General features: G+C 71.4%; 16 protein-coding genes and 1 pseudogene. 13 read left to right on the top strand and 4 right to left on the bottom strand.

Features of this window, described 5'->3' with window-relative positions; all coding sequences use genetic code 11:
* Window positions 1-51: 51 nt before the first annotated feature.
* Window positions 52-525, bottom strand: a complete 474-nt coding sequence (locus tag ACZ4A5_RS11250) for a MarR family winged helix-turn-helix transcriptional regulator (protein ID WP_467581352.1) — start codon at window positions 523-525, stop codon at window positions 52-54.
* Between the two features lie 93 nt (window positions 526-618).
* Between ACZ4A5_RS11250 and ACZ4A5_RS11245 the strand changes: the two genes are divergently transcribed.
* The 10 genes from ACZ4A5_RS11245 (at window position 619) to ACZ4A5_RS11200 (ending at window position 11,741) form a co-directional block, all read left to right on the top strand.
* A complete protein-coding gene (locus ACZ4A5_RS11245; protein ID WP_467581349.1) occupies window positions 619-963 on the top strand; it encodes a rhodanese-like domain-containing protein in 345 nt (114 codons plus the stop codon).
* Window positions 964-980: 17 nt separating this feature from the next.
* Entirely contained in the window at window positions 981-1,556 is a 576-nt protein-coding gene (locus tag ACZ4A5_RS11240; RefSeq protein WP_467581346.1) for a YceI family protein, read from the top strand.
* Between the two features lie 791 nt (window positions 1,557-2,347).
* Entirely contained in the window at window positions 2,348-3,547 is a 1,200-nt protein-coding gene (locus tag ACZ4A5_RS11235; RefSeq protein ID WP_467581343.1) for an aminotransferase class I/II-fold pyridoxal phosphate-dependent enzyme, read from the top strand.
* A complete protein-coding gene (locus ACZ4A5_RS11230; RefSeq protein WP_467581342.1) occupies window positions 3,537-4,121 on the top strand; it encodes a DUF6190 family protein in 585 nt (194 codons plus the stop codon). The genes ACZ4A5_RS11235 and ACZ4A5_RS11230 overlap by 11 nt, the downstream gene beginning before the upstream one ends.
* Window positions 4,106-4,897 carry a dihydrodipicolinate synthase family protein gene (locus tag ACZ4A5_RS11225; protein ID WP_467581339.1) on the top strand — a complete coding sequence of 264 codons (792 nt, stop codon included), beginning with the start codon at window positions 4,106-4,108 and terminating at the stop codon, window positions 4,895-4,897. The genes ACZ4A5_RS11230 and ACZ4A5_RS11225 overlap by 16 nt, the downstream gene beginning before the upstream one ends.
* Window positions 4,894-5,724 (top strand): iron-containing redox enzyme family protein, encoded by an 831-nt coding sequence (locus ACZ4A5_RS11220; RefSeq protein ID WP_467581337.1) that lies wholly within the window; start codon window positions 4,894-4,896, stop codon window positions 5,722-5,724. Before ACZ4A5_RS11225 ends, ACZ4A5_RS11220 begins: the two co-directional genes overlap by 4 nt.
* Window positions 5,721-6,032 (top strand): Rieske (2Fe-2S) protein, encoded by a 312-nt coding sequence (locus tag ACZ4A5_RS11215; RefSeq protein WP_467581335.1) that lies wholly within the window; start codon window positions 5,721-5,723, stop codon window positions 6,030-6,032. The genes ACZ4A5_RS11220 and ACZ4A5_RS11215 overlap by 4 nt, the downstream gene beginning before the upstream one ends.
* Window positions 6,029-7,075 (top strand): methyltransferase domain-containing protein, encoded by a 1,047-nt coding sequence (locus ACZ4A5_RS11210; protein WP_467581332.1) that lies wholly within the window; start codon window positions 6,029-6,031, stop codon window positions 7,073-7,075. The genes ACZ4A5_RS11215 and ACZ4A5_RS11210 overlap by 4 nt, the downstream gene beginning before the upstream one ends.
* Window positions 7,076-7,184: 109 nt before the next feature.
* Window positions 7,185-10,934 carry a multicopper oxidase domain-containing protein gene (locus ACZ4A5_RS11205; protein ID WP_467581329.1) on the top strand — a complete coding sequence of 1,250 codons (3,750 nt, stop codon included), beginning with the start codon at window positions 7,185-7,187 and terminating at the stop codon, window positions 10,932-10,934.
* Between the two features lie 72 nt (window positions 10,935-11,006).
* Window positions 11,007-11,741, top strand: coding sequence for a DsbA family oxidoreductase (locus tag ACZ4A5_RS11200; protein ID WP_467581326.1), 735 nt, complete (start codon window positions 11,007-11,009; stop codon window positions 11,739-11,741).
* A gap of 39 nt (window positions 11,742-11,780) precedes the next feature.
* Here ACZ4A5_RS11200 and ACZ4A5_RS11195 read toward each other — a convergent pair whose 3' ends face one another.
* The 3 genes from ACZ4A5_RS11195 to ACZ4A5_RS11185 all read right to left on the bottom strand — a co-directional run bounded on the left by ACZ4A5_RS11195 (window position 11,781) and on the right by ACZ4A5_RS11185 (window position 14,692).
* The gene (locus ACZ4A5_RS11195; RefSeq protein WP_467581323.1) at window positions 11,781-12,569 is read right to left on the bottom strand and encodes an ABC transporter permease; all 789 of its coding nucleotides are present in this window, start codon (window positions 12,567-12,569) and stop codon (window positions 11,781-11,783) included.
* Window positions 12,566-13,219, bottom strand: a complete 654-nt coding sequence (locus tag ACZ4A5_RS11190) for an ABC transporter ATP-binding protein (protein ID WP_467581321.1) — start codon at window positions 13,217-13,219, stop codon at window positions 12,566-12,568. Before ACZ4A5_RS11190 ends, ACZ4A5_RS11195 begins: the two co-directional genes overlap by 4 nt.
* Before the next feature lie 93 nt (window positions 13,220-13,312).
* On the bottom strand, window positions 13,313-14,692 hold the full coding sequence (locus ACZ4A5_RS11185) for a serine hydrolase domain-containing protein (RefSeq protein WP_467581318.1): 1,380 nt from the start codon (window positions 14,690-14,692) through the stop codon (window positions 13,313-13,315).
* Window positions 14,693-14,825: 133 nt separating this feature from the next.
* Between ACZ4A5_RS11185 and ACZ4A5_RS11180 the strand changes: the two are divergent.
* From ACZ4A5_RS11180 to ACZ4A5_RS11170, 3 genes and pseudogenes are all read left to right on the top strand, one after another.
* Window positions 14,826-15,237: pseudogene (locus ACZ4A5_RS11180) on the top strand (Rid family hydrolase).
* A 276-nt stretch (window positions 15,238-15,513) separates the two neighbouring features.
* On the top strand, window positions 15,514-15,624 hold the full coding sequence (locus ACZ4A5_RS11175) for a keywimysin-related RiPP (protein WP_467581315.1): 111 nt from the start codon (window positions 15,514-15,516) through the stop codon (window positions 15,622-15,624).
* A gap of 200 nt (window positions 15,625-15,824) precedes the next feature.
* Window positions 15,825-17,522: a lasso peptide isopeptide bond-forming cyclase gene (locus ACZ4A5_RS11170; RefSeq protein ID WP_467581313.1), complete on the top strand. Its 1,698-nt coding sequence runs from the start codon at window positions 15,825-15,827 to the stop codon at window positions 17,520-17,522.
* Window positions 17,523-17,531 lie beyond the last annotated feature (9 nt).

Below are 17,531 nucleotides of genomic sequence, written 5' to 3'. Positions count from 1 at the left end.
GACGGGCGCGGACCGTCTCAGGTCCGCGCCCGTCCGGGAGCCGAGGGGAGCTCAGCCGCGGCGGCGCGGGGCGGCCACCGTGTCGACACGCTCGCCGCGGGCCACCTTGGTGAGGGCCTCGGCGACCACCTCGGTCTCCTCGTCGGTGAGATACGCGGAGAAGTGGCGCCGGATGCCGCGCATGTACGCGGGCGCGGTCGCCCGCAGCGCCTCCAGGCCCTCCTCCGTGATGACGGCCCAGACCACGCGCTTGTCCGCGCCGTCGGCGTCCTTGCGGACGAGTCCGGCCCGGACCATCTCGTCGACCAGGCGGCTGACGCGGGTGCGGCTGAGCACCACGCGCTCGGCGACCTCCTGCATCCGCAGTCCGTGCTCGCCCGCGGCCTTGAGCTCCAGCAGCACGTCGTACCACGTCAGGGGGACGCGGCCCTCGCGCTGCACGTCGCTCTCGATCGCGCGGACGGCTGTGTTGTGGGCGAGCAGCAGTGCTCGCCATGCCTCGATACCCACATCCCCTTTGTTCACGGGGAAAGTGTATCGGGCCTTGTGTGCGTCCGCACGCACTTGGTAGTGTGTGTGCGGACGCACGGAAAACTTCTCTCTCGAAGGGATGGCGACATGGTCCGCAACATCGGACGTGACGACGTCAAGAAGAAGATCGACAGCGGTGCTGTGACGGTCATCGAGGCGCTCCCCGCCTCGTACTACGAGGAGGCGCACCTGCCCGGCGCGCTCAACCTGCCGCACGACGCGGTCGACAAGCTCGCCCCCGCGCTGCTGCCCGACAAGCAGGCCGAGATCATCGTCTACTGCGCCAACGAGCCCTGCGGCAACTCCGGCATCGCCGCGAAGCGCCTGACCGAGCTCGGCTACGCGAACGTCTACGAATACGGCGAGGGCAAGCAGGACTGGATCGACGCCGGCCTGCCGACCGAGACCGGCCCCGCCGGCAGGACCGCCTGAGAGGAAGGCGACACCCCATGAGCACCCCTGCTTCTCCCACCCGCCAGGTGAACGGCGTGGAGCTGCCGTCCGCCGGCACCTGGAAGGTCGACCCCGGCCACGCCGAAGTCGGCTTCCTGGGACGGCACTTCATGCTCACCAAGGTGCGCGGCCGCTTCACCGGCGTCGAGGCGTCCGTCGAGATCGGCGAGCGGCCCGAGGACAGCCGGGTCACCGCGGTCATCGACATGGCCAGCGTCGACAGCGGCGACCGCACCCGCGACGACCACCTGCGCTCGGGCGACTTCTTCGACGTGGAGAAGCACCCCAAGGCCACCTTCGCCTCGACGGCGGTGACCTGGCAGGGCGACAAGGGCAAGATGACCGGGGACCTGACCATCAAGGGCGTGACGCGCCCCGTCACCCTGGACGTGGACTACCTCGGCTACGCCCGCGACCCGTGGAACAACGACCGCGCGATCTTCTCGGCGCACGGCAAGGTCAACCGCGAGGACTGGGGCCTGACCTGGAACATGGCCCTGGAGACCGGCGGCATCCTCGTCTCCAAGGAGATCGAGCTGACGCTGGAGATCGAGACGATCCGCGAGGTCTGACACCCGCGGACGGCACACCGCACCGCCCCGCACACCGTGACCCTCCCGGGCACCGCGTGCGGGGCGCTGTGCCATGCCCGCCGCCGTTCCGCCGGCGGCCGACGGCCATTCCGCTTATGCGCGGTCCGGAACGGATCTCTTCCAATTCCCCGCCGTCCAGCGGCATATGAATGGATCTTGATTTATTTCCGACAAGTAAATCGGGGCTATGGGAACGCTTGCCCGCGGTGTTGCGGGTATGGCATAGTCCTGCGCGTCGGACTGCGGTCCGTTACGGGGGAGAAGGAACATGGCGAGTAAATCCGACCGTGTTCGCATGAAGATGCCGACCGACGCTGGGGACAGCTCGTGATCGGGGCATCGGCGAGCGGCCGAAAAGATCACTTCACTGAAGATCACCTCATTGCGGGCGATGCCCGGACGACCGGCGGGCACAGACTGGCCCTGCCTGGATACGCGTAGCCGTCGGCATGCCACAAGGAATCCGGAGCCGGTTCACCGACCCGGCCCGGCCGAGTGGTCCCATGCCCGGCCCCATGCCTTGAGGCGCCACCACATCAGCTGAATTGCGCCCCGCGCCGCAGAGAAATGCGCGGCCGCGCAATTTCTTCCACGCTCCGGCTCGCCGGTGCGCCGGCGACACGCCGCGCACGGCACGCGGGGCGTCCCAGTACGAAAACCCTGTGAGCGGGCCGAGCCTCTTCGGCGGCCCGACCGGGCGAGCGGAGCAGCGCCAACGGACCGCGCCGGACCCGGCCGGCCCGAGACCGACCGTGTGCACGGGAGGAACCATGAACCACAGCGGCACCCGCACCAGTTCACCCGAGATCCTCACCGACGGGGCTCTCGTCGACCTCACCCAGCACGAGATCCAGGCGCTGCGGACCGAGTTCAACCTCGCCGACGCCCACACGCACCAGCGGCAGTCGGCCAGCCAGCACCGCATCGTCGCCCGGTTGCCGGAGCTGTGGTACGAAGCGGAGGAGGGCCTCCAGGAGACCTACGAACAGCGCTTCACCGACACGTTCTTCCGCCTGCACCGGCAGCCCACCGCGCGGGCGCGGCAGAAGACGATGCTCTCCTACGCCGCGTCCATATCGACCATGGTCGTGGGCATGTACCTCAAGCGCCGGCGGATGGCGGTCTCGCTGATCGAGCCGTGCTTCGACAATCTCTACGACGTGCTCGCCAATATGGGCGTGCCGCTCTACCCGGTGGACGAATCGGCCTTCGCCGACCCCGACCGGATCTACACCGAGCTCAAGCGCCGGGTGCGCACCGACGCGCTGTTCCTGGTCGACCCGAACAATCCCACCGGCTTCAGCCTGCTGAAGCACGGCCGCAAGGGATTCGAGGAAGTCGTCCGGTTCTGCAAGGACCACGGCAAGCTGCTGGTGATTGATTTCTGCTTCGCCTCCTTCACGCTGTTCGACCCGGATGTCGCACGCTTCGACATGTACGAACTCCTGGAGAATTCAGGCGTCAGCTACATGGCGATAGAGGACACCGGAAAGACCTGGCCGGTGCAGGATGCAAAATGCGCGATGCTCACCGTCAGCGACGATATCCATGAGGCGGTATACAACCTGCACACCAGCGTTCTGCTCAATGTCTCGCCGTTCGTGCTGAACATGCTCGCCGAGTACATCGAGGACTCCATCGAGGACGACCTCTCCTCGGTCCGCGACGTCCTCACCCGCAACCGCGAGACCGCCCGCAAGGCGCTGGACGGGACGATCCTGGAGTACCAGGAGCCCGTGGTCAACGTGAGTGTCGCCTGGTTCAGGATCGATCACCCCGAACTGACCGCCACCGAGCTCCAGCGCGACCTCACCTCCGACGGGCTCTATCTGCTGCCAGGCCGCTACTTCTACTGGAGCGAACCCGGCAAGGGCGAGAACTACCTGCGGATCGCCCTCGCCCGCGACCCGCGGATGTTCTCCGCCGCGATGACCCGCCTCGCCGCCGCGCTGGAACGCCATGCCCGGTGAGCCGCGCACCGGCCGGCCGCACGGGGAGGCGGCCGGCCCGGGGCACCACGAGCACCCCCTGCGCACGACCTATGTGGACGCCTCGCTGTTCCTCGGCATGAACAGCGCGGACGAGGCGACCCGGATCGCCTGCAAGTCCTTCTTCGCCACCCGGCTGCACGGCCGGGTCGTGATGAGCTGGGAACAGGTGGGCCGCTGCGACGACCTGGTGTGGCGCTTCCCGCGCGACCTCCAGGACGCCTACTACCCCTTCATGGACCACCTGCACACCGACATGCGCATCGACCGCCTCGGCTACACCCGCGAGGACATCGAGGCGGGCCTGGGCTCGGAGGCCACCGCCGGACTGCCCGTGCACGAACGGCTCCTGGCCGGCATGGTGCTGTGCCGCGACGGCGTCCTGTGCACCGTCAGCCCGGGCCTGCGCGCCTGCCGGGCGCTGGCCGTCCACCCGCCCGAAGCGGGGCCGGAGGTCCCCTTCCCCGAGGGCCTGGAGAAGCTCTACCGTGCTTCGCTCGCCCTGCGCATCCCGCACGGACTCCTGTGGGAGGAGGACGGATGTTCCACGGAGTGACAGTCCCGCTGGTGACGCCGCTGACGGACCGGGGCGAGGTGTCCCGGGCGGACGTCGCCGCCCTCGTCGCCTCGGTGCGGCCCCACGTCACCGCCCTGCTCCCGGCCCTCAGCACCGGCGAGGGCTGGGCCCTGACGGAGCGTCAATGGCAGGACATGGTCGGCCACACGCTCTCCTGCGCCGACGGACTGCCGGTGCTGGCCGGGATCCAGCGGCCCGGCACGGCGGAGGTGACCGAGCGGGCCCGGCTCGCCGCCCGCCTCGGCGCCGCCGCCGTCGTCACCACCACGCCGTACGGGCCGGACGTCACCCAGCGGGAGATGTACGAGCACTACGCGGCCGTGGCGCGGGCCGGGCTGCCCGTCGTCGTCTACCACGAGTCCGAGATCTCCCGTAACACCATCGAGCACGACACCCTGCTGAGGATCTGCGCCCTGCCGGGCGTGGCCGCCGTCAAGGACTCGGCCGGCGACCCGGCGGCCACCCGAGCCCTGCTCGCCGCGCGCCCCGGAGTGCCGGTCCTCCAGGGCCTGGAACACCTCGTGGGTGAATGCGAGGAGGTGGACGGCTGGGTCATGGCCCTGGCCAACGTCGAACCCGCCATCTGCGCCACGGCGTTCGGCGCCCGGCCGGCCTACGACGCGGTCGTGCGCGATGCCTGCGAGCGGCACGGTCTGGACCGGCCCGACTGGTACCGCTCCCTCAAGACCGAACTCCACCGCCGCCAGGTGCTCGGCACCGACCGGACGGCGGCACTGGAAGGGAGCCGCACATGAAAGCCCGGCCGACGGACAGCGACCTCAAGCGGCTGTTCGTCCACAACCGCTCCCTGCCCGGCGTGGCGACCCTCGCCGAGATCGAGCGGATCGAACGCGACTGGGTGGTGGCCCGCGTGGCCCGGCTGGAGGAGACGACCCCACCACTGGCCACCCGCGCCGACTGGGTCGCGGCACTGGAGGAGCTGCTGGCCAAGGAGAGCGAGGCCACACCGGCCGGGCACTACCTCGCCGAGGAGGCGACGCTCCGTCAGATGACAGCGGTCGTCGCGGAGTTCGCGCCCGACGGGCTCACCGAGGCGCAGAACTTCTTCCCCGCCATACCCCGTCTGCCGCTGCGCGCGCAGATGGCCGTGATGCGGGTGCTCATCGACGAGTTCGGCTGCGGAAACCTCCAGCAGGCCCACTCCCAGCTCTATGTGAACCTCCTCGCGGAACTCGGCCTCCCGCTCGAACTGGACGCCTATCTGGACCGCACCAGCGACGAGACCTACGCCTTCCTCGACGTCTTCTACTGGCTCACCCAGCGCGCCCCGCACATGGAGTACTTCCTCGGCGGCCTCGCCTATCTGGAGGCCAGCATCCCCTCCGCCTTCACCGTCCAGGCCCGCGCCTGCGAGCGGCTCGGCATCGCCAACGGGCGGTACTACACCGAGCACCTGCACATCGACACCTTCCACCGCAAGGAGATGCAGGTCGCCATCCGGGAGTACGAGGCCGCCCACGGACTCGACCCCACCCGGCTGTGGGTCGGCGCGCTGCTGGTCTCCGAGCTCATCGGCACCGCCTTCGAGGCGGCCGTCGAGCGGGCCAGGGAGGCGGCATGAGTGAGAGCGACCAGCCACCCGTCGTCGAGCCGCTGCCGGGGGAGTGGGTGCGCGTCACCGTCGGGGGCCGGGCGTACGAGATCGCGGCCGCCTGCCCGCACCGCAAGGGCCGGCTCGTCCACGGCTACGTCAACGCCCACACCCTGCGCATCACCTGCCCCCTGCACCGCTCGACCTTCGACCTCGTCACCGGCCGTCAGGTCTCCGGCCCCTGCGCGGGCCCGCTCCCGGTCCGTCCCGCCGCGGGCGACACCGCGGACACCGCACCCGGCACCGCCCCGGCAGAAACGCGAGGAGAGCGACAGTGACCGCCACCACCGACGGACCGGCGCCGTACACCGCGGAACAGGTCTGGCTGCCCGCCTCCGAACGGCTCACCGACTGGGACTTCGCCTTCCATGACCTGATGCTCGGCGACGACCTGCGGATGGAGGCGTTCCGCGCCGCCGTCCTGGAGGCCGTACGCCCCGGCGCCACCGTCCTCGACCTGGGCACCGGCACCGGCATTCTCGCCCAGTGGGCCCTGGAGGCGGGCGCCCGCCGGGTCTACGGCATCGAGCTCAACGCCGAGGTGCTGCGCACCGCCGGCGACCGGGTGGCGGCCGCCGGGCACGGCGACCGCTTCCGGCCCGTCCACGGCCTCTCCTTCGACGTGGAGCTGCCCGAGCGGGTCGACATCGTCATCTCGGAGATCATGGGCAACCTCGCCGACAACGAGGGCTTCGCCACGATCCTCGCCGACGCGCGCCGCCGCTTCCTCGCACCCGGCGGCAGGATGCTCCCGCGGCGGGTCGAGAGCTACCTCGTCCCGGTAACGGCCGCGCGCGCCCACGCCCAGGTGCGGGCGGGGCTGCCGCAGGACGGCGGCGGGGCCGGCCACTTCGCCGAGCTGCTGCGCGGCCGCGGGGCCCGCGGCCCCTTCGACCTCTACTACGACGTGGTCCTGCCGCTGGACGGCCACCTCGCCGCGCCGCGGATCGTGCGCGTCCACGACCTGGAGCAGGGCGAGCCGGCCACGACGTACGAGGTGCCGCTCGTCTTCACCGCGCAGCGGGACGGCGTGCTGAGCGGCTTCAAGGGCTATTTCGTGGCCACCCTCTCCGACACCGTGGCCCTGGACATCTCCGGCGACGGGATCGCGGAGCGCACGGCCTCCGACAGCTGGAAGCACTGCTATCTGCCGATCGAGAACCAGGTCGCGGTGCGGCGCGGCGACCGGGTCGTCCTCACCTTCACCCGGAACGGCGGCGCCGCCAACGACGGCCCGTTCCGGCAGAGTTACCGCTGGGAGGGCCGGATCCTCTCCGACGGCAAGGAAACCGGGCGGTTCGCGCACAGCACCGCCCCCTGACGGGCCCCACCCCGTCCCGCCCCACCCCGCCCCACCTCAACCAGTCACCCCTCCACCTCACCCACCAAGCGCAAGCGCGCACGTACGACATATCGGGGGAGCACCACTGATGGCAACACCCACACGCACGTACGACGTCGTCGCCCTGCACGTACCCATCGCCTACAACGAGTTCGGGGACTACGACGCGAACGGCGCCCTCTACACGCTCGCCCAGGACGCCGAGGAGCTGCGCGCGGTCGCGGCCACCTGGCCCTCGCCGTTCCCGGACTACCTCAAGGAGCCCGAGCGGGTCCCGAAGCCGCACCCGCTGGCCCGCCCGCTCGTGCTGCGGGTGCGCCGCGGCGAGCGGCTGCGCGTGCGCCTGAGCAACGAGCTGGACCGCCCCACCGGCATCACCATGCAGGGCGTGCAGTACGACGCCCGCACCCAGGACGGGCTGGCCGTCGGGCGCAACCCCGACACCAGCGTCCCGCCCGGCGGCACCCGTCTCTACGAGTGGGTGTGCGAGCACGAAGGGGTCTTCCACTTCGGTGACATGGCCGACCCGCGCGGCGAGGGCGGCCAGAGCCACGGCATGATCGGCGCGCTCGTGGTGGAGGCGGAGGACGCCACCTGGACGGACCCGGAGACCGGCAGCGGCCTCGCCTCCGGACTCTACGCGGACGTGCACCTGCCCGACCGCAGCTTCCGCGAGTTCGTCATCTTCATGATGGAGTACCCCAGCAACGACAACCCCGCGGACCTCTCCACCGTGATGCCTCCCATGGGGGGCATGGGTGGTGGGATGGGTGGCGGCACGGCCGCCATGGACGCGGCCGGTCCGATGACCCACCCGTCGGTGGCCGCCCGGGCGCGCCGGGGCGGCCCGGACACGCTCGGCGACCTCACCCCGCTCAACAACGCCATGCTCCCGGTCAACCTCCGCATCGAGCCCATGGAATGGCGGATGTACCGCTACCAGCAGATGCTGGACAGCGGACAGCTCGACCCGGTGCGCGACGCCCAGACGGGCGAGGAGATGCACCACAGCTCGTGGATGTTCGGCGACCCCGCCACCCCGGTGCTGCGCGGCTACCAGGGCGACCCCGCGGTCATCCGGCTCGTCCACGGCGGCATGCGCGACACCCACGTCTTCCACACCCACCTCCACCAGTGGCACACCGACCCGGCCGACCCCGCGTCCCCGATCGTGGACTCCGTCAGCATCAGCCCCCAGGAGGGCCTCACCCTGGAGCTGATCGGCGGCCTCGGTTCCGCGCAGGCCGCCGTCGGCGACGCGATCTGGCACTGCCACATGTACGTCCACTTCCACATGGGCATGTGGGGCCTCTTCCGGATGTTCGACACCCTCCAGGACGGCACCGGAAGCTACCCCGACGGCACCCCGATCACGGCCCTCACCCCGCTCCCGCACCGCGCCCCACCGCCGCCGCCCACGCCCGAGAAGCCCGGCTTCCCGAACTTCATGCGCGAAGCCGCCGCCTACCCGCAGAAGTCGCCCCGGCCGCCGCGCACCCCGCACCAGCCCCCGGGCATGGGCCGCGAACCCACCCCGCTGGAGGCCGCGGCCTTCTGCCGGGACCCGCAGCCCGGCGAGGCGTTCACCAAGATCGGCCCACCGGACGCACCCGTGCGCCGCTACCACCTGGTCGCCGCCAGCGGCACCGTCTACTACCACGGTGACCCCACCGCCGAACACGCCGTCACCTGGCACGACCACCGCGGACACTTCTTCGTCCTCGCCGAGGAGCTGGAGGAGGCGGGCGGCCTGGAGGAATTCCGGCGCCAGCTCGAAGCGGGCGAACGCACCATCGAGCCCCTGGTCATCCGGGCCCGCAAGGGCGAGATCCTGGAGTTCACCCTCACCAACGCGCTGCCCACCGGCCCCCAGAAGGAGAGCGCCTTCGACCCCGCGCTGCCCTTCCAGGCCGAGTGCGGACTCCATACCCACCTCGTCAAATACGACCCCCTGATCTCCGACGGCTCCAGCATCGGCTGGAACTACATCTCCGGCACCACCACCGTGGACCAGGGCGCGGAGGACTTCGGCCGCTACAACTCCTGGACCTACCGCTGGTACGTGAACGAGGAGTTCGGCACCGTCTTCTTCCACGACCACCTGCTCGCCAACTACCGCCAGCGGCACGGCCTCTTCGGCGCGCTGATCGCCGAGGCGGAGGACGCCGAGTGGTACGAGCCCGCCGACGCCACGACACCGCTGCGCCGCGGCACCCAGGCCGTGATCAAGCGCCCCGAGGGCCAGTTCCGCGAATTCGTGCTGGCCGTGGCGGACTTCGTCCCCCTCGTCGAGCACATGCAGATGGACGGCGCGATGCCCGGCGGCCACGGCGGCGGCCCCATCAACCCGCCCCCGACCCCCGGCGGCCCCGACGACCAGGGCGTGATGGCCGTCAACTACCGCTGCGAACCCCTCTCGGAGCGCGGCGGCGACCCCGCCGACTGGTTCGCCAGCAGCGTCCACGGCGACCCGGGCACCCCCCTGCTGCACGCCTACCCCGGTGAGCAGATCCGGCTGCACGTCCTCCAGGGCTCGCACGACCTCCAGCACAGCTTCACCACCAACGGGCTGCGCTGGCGCCAGTGGCGCGGCCGCCCCGACACCCCCTGGCGCGACCAGCTGACCCTGGGCATCTCCAACGTCGGCGACCTCGACCTCGACCCCCGCCAGGGGCCGGGCGACCACCTCTGGTCCTTCGGCGCCACCGACGACCTGTGGCTGGGCGCCTGGGGACTGCTGCGCCTGCACGGCAGCCCCCACGAGGGCCTGCCCGCCCTGTCCTCCGCCTCGCCGGTCCTCGGCCACCTGCCGCCCAAGCAGCGGGTCCGCCGCTTCACCGTCCGCGCCAAGTCCCGCGACATCCTCTACAGCGACAAGCGCGTCGACCCCTACGGACTCGTCTACGAGGTCGACGGCGTCCGGCAGGACGGCCCGCTCGTGCTGCGCTGCCGGGAGGGCGAGTGGGTCGAGGTGACCCTCGTCAACGAGCTGGACGGACCGCCGCCCGCGAGCGCCTTCGACCCGCCGCTCCTGGCCAAGGACGACCCGGGCTCCCGCGTGATCTCGGGCCGGGTCTCCCTGCACCCGACCCGCCTGCGCTACGACGTCCAGACCGACGACGGAGCCCACGCCGGCCACAACGAGGACAGCACCGTCAAGCCCGGCGGCTCGCGCACCTACCACTGGTACGCCGCCGAGCCCGGCGTCGCCCTGCTCCGCGACCAGGCCGATGTGGTCTCCCACATGCGCCGCGGCCTGGTGGGAGCCCTCGTCGTGGAAGCAGCCGACGCCACCCCCTACGACCCGGACTCCGGCGTGGAGTGCTGGACCGGTGAACGGGCGGTCGTCCGCAGGCTCAACGCCGAGCCGGTGCACGAACTGGTGCTGGTCAGCCAGGACGGGCTGCGGCTCTTCCACGACGGCGACCTCACCCAGCCCGTCGCCGACCTGTTCTCCGACAGCAGGGACGACGACGGCCAGAAGGCGTACAACTACCGCACCGCCGCCCTGCACCCGCTCCACCCGGTGCTCGCCGACCCGGCCCCGCCCACCCCGCTGCTCCGGTGCCGGGCCGGTGACCAGGTGGCCATCCACCTCGCCATCGGCGGGGCCCGCAGCCGCAACCAGTGCTTCACCGTGCACGGCCAGGTGTGGGACGGCTCCGAGACCGGCCGCGGCCCGTACGTCTCGACCATCGGCGCCCTCGCCGCGGGCAGCACCCGCACCGTCCGCTTCCGCGCCAACTACCCCGGCGACTACGCCTACCGCACCGGCAATCTGCACTGGGGCGTCTGCGAGGGCTGGTGGGGGCTGTTGCGCGTGACGGAAACACCGTGACGGCGCGCCGGACGCCGTGACAAGGTGCCTGGAGCGGGCCCGGCCCGCTCCAGGCACTCCCCGTGAGGAGAGATGTTGAAGCACACACCCGACACCGCGGCCGGCGGAGATCCCCGGCTGCCGGACAGCCCGGACACCGTCGTCGTCTTCACCGACCTGAACTGCTCCTTCGCGCACGTCGCCGTGCACCGCCTGCACACGGTGCGGCGCCGGCTGGGGCTGGAGGACCGGATCCGGTTCGACCTGCGGGCCTTCCCGCTGGAGCTGTTCAACGAGGAGGTCAACGCCCGCCCCGGCGTGGACTCCGAGATCGCCGTGCTCGGCGCGCTGGAGCCGGACGCCGGCTGGCGGCTGTGGCAGGGCCCGGACTGGACCTACCCCGTCACCACACTGCCCGCGCTGGAGGCGGTCGAGGCGGCCAAGGCCCAGGGCTGGCGGGCCAGCGAGCAGCTCGACCTGGCCCTGCGGCGCGCCTTCTGGGCGGAGGGCCGGTGCATCTCCATGCGGCACGTCATCCTCGACGTGGCCCGCGCCACCGGAGCGGTGGACGTGGCCGCGCTCGCCGACGCCCTCGACACCGGGACGGCCCGGCGGGCGGTGATCGAGCAGTACCGCGCCGCGTGCGACGGCAGGGTGCGGTGCAGCCCGCATGTGTTCCTCCACGACGGTACGGAGTCGGCGAACCCGGGCGTGACCGCGCGCTGGGTCAACGGTGACTTCGGCATCGGCGCGCCGGTGATCGACGAGGACCGGCCCGCGGTGTACGAGGAGTTGCTGACGCACGCGGCGAAACTGGCCGCGGCCTGACGGCGCGGGCGGGCAGGCGCTCGCCCTGCCCGCCCGGCCTCAGCCCCGGGCGGCTGCCGCGCGGAGCACCTGGCGGTGGTCGCGGGTGCGCAGATGGAAGGCCGCCGTGCCCAGCAGCCACGCCCCCGCGAACCACAGGGGCCCCAGCAGCAGTTGCTCCCACGGCACGGCACGGGTGAACCCCGCCGCCACGCTCACCTGCGTCGGCCCGTACTCCGGCAGCAGGTTCACGCCGTCCTTGCTCGCCGCCGGATTGCTGATCGGGTTCTGGAGCATGGTGTCCAGCAGGCTGACCATGATGATGACGAACATGCCCGCCAGCTCGCTCCGCAGGAACGCGCCCAGCAGGATGCCGATCCCGCCGTAGGCGACGGCCGCGGTGAACAGCCCCGCCGCCAGCAGCGCGGGCCGCACCGGGTCCCAGTAGTAGCAGACCACGGCCGTGGCGTAGCCCGCGATCAGGGTCGCCGCCAGCGTCATCGCCACGACCTTGGCGATCAGCAGATGGAACCGGGGATAGCCCGCGAGCACCAGGCGGCTGTCGAAGGCCAGGGACTTGAACGTCGTCATGAACATCATGAACCCGACGATCAGCGTGACCGTGTTGACCGCCCCCGACACCATCGTCAGATGGCCGCCGTCGACCGTCAGCCGCGCCCCGGTCGCGCGCAGGAGGAACGTCGCGGGGTCGGAGGTGACGAACCAGTGCTCCAGCGTCAGCCACAGCGGGATGTAGAACACGACCAGGACGAGCGCGAAGCGGTTGCGCGCGTGCTCCAGCAGGGCGAAGCCGACGGCCGTCAGGAGCCGCGACCGGGCCCGGCTCACCGCGCCGCCCCGGATCCCGCGGAGGTGCCCCGGCCGGGCTCCCAGCGGGCCGCGACGCCGTCGCGCAGCCGGTGCAGTTCGTCCAGCCGCTCGGTGTCCCAGGCCAGGTGGGAGACGACGAGGACGCACCGCCCCCGGTCGCGCAGCCGGGCGGCGAGGTCCCAGAACCGCAGATACGTCTCCCAGTCGAAGCCCTGGTAGGGCTCGTCCAGCAGCAGCACCTGCGGGTCGTGCATCAGGGCCAGCGTCAGATTGAGCTTCTGCCGGGTGCCGCCGCTCAGGGCGTCGACCCGGGTGTGGCGGTACTCGGCGAAGTGGAGCTCCTCCAGAAGCTCCTCCGCGCGGTCCACATTGTCCAGGTCGTACGCGGAGCGGAAGTAGCGCACGTGCTGCTCGACGGTGAGGAAGTCGTTGAGCACCGTCTCCTGGGGGCAGTAGCCCAGCGCCCCCAGGTGCTGCACCGTCCCGGAGCCGGCGGGGATCTGCCCGCACAGGATGCGCAGCAGCGTCGTCTTGCCCGCGCCGTTCTCCCCGACGAGCCCGGCCAGGGTGCCGGGGGCGAGGCTGAGCGAGACGCCCCGCAGCACCTCGTGGGATCCGTACGACTTGTGTACGTCACGCACGCTCAGGGCGGGCGGTGGTGCCGGCATCGCGCTCCCTCGGCCTCGGATCCCCCGGTCCTCAACTGTCCTCAACGAACCACGGGGGAATCCGTTGCGCCCGGCACGCACCGCGCCTCTCGGTCAGCGGCCGGTCTTCGGGGCGGCCCGCATGCCCACGTACACGCACCCCGTGCCGTCGGCCAGCGTCGAGAAGACCACCGGCATCCAGTCCTCGCTGAAGGAGGGGCCCGCGCCCGTGCCGGCGAACACCGTCTCGGACACCGGCACCAGGTCGATGTCGAGCGGCGGGGAGAAGTCCTTCATGCCGTCCACGAACTCGTAGACCATGTGCGGCGCGCCGTCGCGCTCGGCGACGGTGATGACCACGCCCTCGCGGCGGTACGTGCCGAGGAGCGGCGCCATGTCGACCACGGGCGGCCGCTCCGCCGGGGCGAAGGAGTCCGGCATCCGCACTCCGGCCAGTTCGGCGAGGAGTTCGCGCAGCAGCGAGGCGCAGAGCTTGCGGGCGGCCCCGCCGTTGGTCAGCAGCGCCACGGCCACGCCCGCCTCGGGCACCACCCGCAGATAGGCGTACTGCCCGATCGACGCCCCGTCGTGGCCGAAGCCCGCGATCCCGTCCCAGTTGTAGAGCGTCCAGCCCAGCCCCCAGCCGTCCGCGCCGACCGTCCACTTGTCGGGGACGTCCACCTCGCGCCGCTGCATCGCCGCCACCGTCCCGGGGGAGAGCAGGCGGGTGCCGTCCTGGGCGATGCCGCCGTCGAGGTGCATCGCGGCCAGCCGCACGACGTCGGCGGCACAGGCGATGACCCGGCCGTACGGCCCGGCCGAACGCGGCATCATGTCCCACGCGGGCGCGGGCTCCGGCTCCCGCCCCGGCTCGCCCAGGTGCCCCATCGCCGCCCGGAAGGCCAGCGCCTCCTCGGGCAGTGTCATCGTCCGCGTGAGCCCGAGCGGGCCGAGCAGCCGCTGCTTGAGAGCTTCGTCCCAGGTCAGGCCGGTGAGCACCTCGACGATGCGGCCGAGCACGTTGTATCCGACGCTGCTGTACGAGACGGCCGTACCGGGCGGGCAGTCCAGCGCCACGCCCCGGGCGGCCTCCACATAACGGGCGAGGCAGTCGTCACCGCGCCCGGTGTCGTGCGTGAAGTCGCAGGTGAGGCCGCTGGTGTGGGAGAGCAACTGCCGCGCGGTGATGGCCTTGGTGGCCCGGGGATCGGCGACGGCGAACTCCGGCAGCACGTCCACCACCGGGGCGTCCAGATCGAGCGCGCCGTCCTCGGCGAGCCGCATCACCAGGGTGGCGGTGTAGACCTTGGCTATCGACCCGAGCTGGAAGACGGAGTCGGTGGTCGCCTCCACACCCGTCCCCCGGTGCAGCACGCCACTGGCGAACTCGTGGACGTCCTCTCCGACAAGCACGGCCAGCGTCGCCCCGGGCACGCGGTGCGCTGCCCGCAGCTCATCGAAACGCGCCTGCCAGGGGGCGGGGTCGAAGGTCATGGGGTGCTCTCTCCTTTTGCGGGTTTGCTCCGGTACGCACACTGTACGGGTGACCGAACAGTGTGCGCAATAGGTGAACGGTGTGCGGGTGGATTGCGATGCGTTTCCGCGGCGGTCTCGTCAGACTCGAGGCGTGACCGCGAAGATCACCCGCTTCAACCCCGGCCAGTTGCGCGAGATGCCGGGGTATCACCACATCACCGTTGTGGAGGCCGGTCGGACGGCTTACCTGGCGGGGCGGTGTCCGCTCGATCGGCGCGGCTCCCTCGTCGGTCCGGGTTCCCTCGAGGCGCAAGTCGACCAGGTCGTCGCGAGCGCGCTCGCCGCCCTCGCGGCGGTGAATGCCCAGCCGCGGCACGTGGTCCGTTCAGTGATCTATGTACGGAGCGACGGCAGGGGGGGATCTGGGCATCGTCTGAAGCCGGCTCACCGCTTCCGTCCTCGGGCCGGCGTTCACCTCCGCCGGCACGCTCTTGGGGGTCGCGCAATTGGGCTTCGCCGGGCAGCTGGTCGAGGTGGACCTCACCGCCGCGCTGCCGGACTGAGCGGCATCTGACGCCTCGCACAGGCATGTGCCGGACGCCGGGGCGGCCTTCGCCCCGACTCCATCTCCGGCGTGCGGGCCGAAAACTCAAGGGGCAATCTCGAACATCCCTCTATAGCATACCCATGCGATTCTGTCCATAGCTACGCACATAGTCGTATGGTCCGACACCGGGGTGACGCTGCTACGTTCTACGTGACAGCGAACCTCCTTGCATCGGATGGGAGTTACGTCTGACGTCGGGGTGGTTCTCCATCTCCCGAAGAAGGAGAAGGTCATGAAGAAGACGTACGAGGCTCCCACTCTCGTTCGGCGCGGCGACTTCCGCACGAAGACCGGGCTGCTTCAGCGCAGTGGCAACGACCGTCTGATCCTCAGCAAGAACTGAGGCAGGGTCGCTGATCCAGCACCATGGCGTCTTCCTGCGATGACGCGGGCTCGGGCCTCGGTGACGCGATTTTCGCGGTCCTTCCGGACTGCGGGGACGCGCTCGCCGTGGCCCGTTGTCTCCCCCGTCACTTCCCTGCCCGGGCCGGGCAGCCGGTCCGCACCCTTGACCACCCCTCCGGCCGTCCGTGGATCGTCGGTATGTGGACTGAGGCCGAGTGCGTCAGCGCCGGCACGCGGCGGGCCGCTCTCGCCGTGTTCGGCTGCTGCCCCGTCACATCGGACGAACTCCGCCGCCACGCCGACCGGTTGACGGACCTCACCCAGCTCGACTCGCTCACCCGCACGCTGCCGGGCAGTTTCCACCTGGTGGCGTCGCTGGACGGCCGGGTGCGTGTGCAGGGCACCGCTTCCGGGCTGCGGCTGGTCTTCCGGGCGGCCGCCGGGGGCGTCGCGGTGGCCGCCAGCACCGCCGACCTGCTCGCCCGCGCCACCAGGGCCACACCCGACCGCGGCGAACTCGCCGTCAGGCTGCTGTGGCCCGTCCCGCACCCGCTCTACGAGACCTCCGTGTTCCAGGGCGTCCAGGCCGTCTCCCCGGGCGACGCGCTGTATCTGGGCGCGGACGGGCGCACTGCGCGGACCTCACGCTGGTGGGAGCCGCCCGAGCCGGTGCGGACGCTCGCCGCCGGGGCGCCGGTGGTCCGGCAGGTACTCATCGAAGCGGTGGCGGCCCGGACCGACCCCGGCGGGGTGGTGAGCTGTGACCTCTCCGGCGGTCTGGACTCCACCTCGCTCTGCTTTCTCGCCGACCGCTCTCCGGCGCGGGTCATCGCCTCCACCTGGCCCGGCCGGGACCCGGCCGACGACGACCTGGACTGGGCGAAGCGGGCGGCGGGCCACCTGCCCGAGGTCGACCATGTCGTATGGGACGCCGATGAATCTCCCCTGGTCTACACGGACTTGCTGGATATCGACGACCCCATGGACGAGCCCACCATCGGCGTGATGGACCGGGCCCGGGTCCTGCACCATCTGCCGGCCCTCAGGGCGCGCGGGAGCCGGCTTCATCTGACGGGCATCGGCGGCGACCACATCGCCTGGTGCTCGGAGGCGTACTACCACCGTCTGCTGCGCCGTCAGCCAGGAATGGCGCTGCGTCAACTGCGGGGCTTCAAGGTCCTGTTCAACTGGCCTTCGGCCGCCATGGCCCGGGCACTCGCCGACGGGCGGCCGTACCGGCGGTGGCTGGCGGACGCCGCGATGTGCCTGCGCGACCCGCTGCCCGCCACCGTCACCGGCGCCCTGGGCTGGTCGGCCCCGCCCCGGCTGTTCGACTGGGCCACCCACGAGACCGAGGCACTGGCCCGCCATGCCATGCTGCGGGCCGCGGCCACCGCCCGGCCGCTGCACCCTGACCGCGGTCTGCACACCGACCTCGAGGCCATCCGCGCCTGCACGCGGATCATCCGCATCTGGGACGGCATGGCGGCCCGGGCCGGCCTCGCGATGGCCTCGCCCTTCCTCGACGACCGGGTCATCGAGGCCGCCCTCGCCGTGCGGGCGAGTGAACGCGTGACCCCCTGGGCCTACAAACCCTTGCTGACCACGGCCATGCGCGGCATCGTGCCCGATGAGTGCCTGCGCCGCACCAGCAAGGCCCAGGCGTCGATGGACGCCTCCAACGGGCTGCGGGAGCACCGGGGTGACCTGCTGGCCCTGTGGGAGGACTCCCGCCTGGCCGCTCTGGGCCTCGTCGACCGCAAGGCGCTGTGCGACCTGGCCCGCCGCCCGGCGAGCCCCGGTCTGCAGGACGCGATCCTCTACTCCACCATCGCCTGCGAGGTGTGGCTGCGCGGCCTCGACAGCCGTACGGCCACCCCAGGACAGCACCCGTGAAAGGGGCAC

Source organism: Streptomyces sp. NPDC025618, from assembly GCF_055558795.1.
This window is presented reverse-complemented; position numbering and strand designations above follow the sequence as displayed.

Excerpts from the sequence above, each read along its gene's own strand:
- ACZ4A5_RS11225 (WP_467581339.1), top strand. The coding sequence starts at position 4,106 with ATGTTCCACGGAGTGACAGTCCCGCTGGTGACGCCGCTGACGGACCGG.
- ACZ4A5_RS11215 (WP_467581335.1), top strand. The coding sequence starts at position 5,721 with ATGAGTGAGAGCGACCAGCCACCCGTCGTCGAGCCGCTGCCGGGGGAG.
- ACZ4A5_RS11200 (WP_467581326.1), top strand. The coding sequence starts at position 11,007 with ATGTTGAAGCACACACCCGACACCGCGGCCGGCGGAGATCCCCGGCTG.
- ACZ4A5_RS11235 (WP_467581343.1), top strand. The coding sequence starts at position 2,348 with ATGAACCACAGCGGCACCCGCACCAGTTCACCCGAGATCCTCACCGAC.
- ACZ4A5_RS11245 (WP_467581349.1), top strand. The coding sequence starts at position 619 with ATGGTCCGCAACATCGGACGTGACGACGTCAAGAAGAAGATCGACAGC.
- ACZ4A5_RS11230 (WP_467581342.1), top strand. The coding sequence starts at position 3,537 with ATGCCCGGTGAGCCGCGCACCGGCCGGCCGCACGGGGAGGCGGCCGGC.
- ACZ4A5_RS11175 (WP_467581315.1), top strand. The coding sequence starts at position 15,514 with ATGAAGAAGACGTACGAGGCTCCCACTCTCGTTCGGCGCGGCGACTTC.
- ACZ4A5_RS11205 (WP_467581329.1), top strand. The coding sequence starts at position 7,185 with ATGGCAACACCCACACGCACGTACGACGTCGTCGCCCTGCACGTACCC.
- ACZ4A5_RS11185 (WP_467581318.1), bottom strand. The coding sequence starts at position 14,692 with ATGACCTTCGACCCCGCCCCCTGGCAGGCGCGTTTCGATGAGCTGCGG.
- ACZ4A5_RS11170 (WP_467581313.1), top strand. The coding sequence starts at position 15,825 with ATGTGGACTGAGGCCGAGTGCGTCAGCGCCGGCACGCGGCGGGCCGCT.
- ACZ4A5_RS11220 (WP_467581337.1), top strand. The coding sequence starts at position 4,894 with ATGAAAGCCCGGCCGACGGACAGCGACCTCAAGCGGCTGTTCGTCCAC.
- ACZ4A5_RS11190 (WP_467581321.1), bottom strand. The coding sequence starts at position 13,219 with ATGCCGGCACCACCGCCCGCCCTGAGCGTGCGTGACGTACACAAGTCG.
- ACZ4A5_RS11240 (WP_467581346.1), top strand. The coding sequence starts at position 981 with ATGAGCACCCCTGCTTCTCCCACCCGCCAGGTGAACGGCGTGGAGCTG.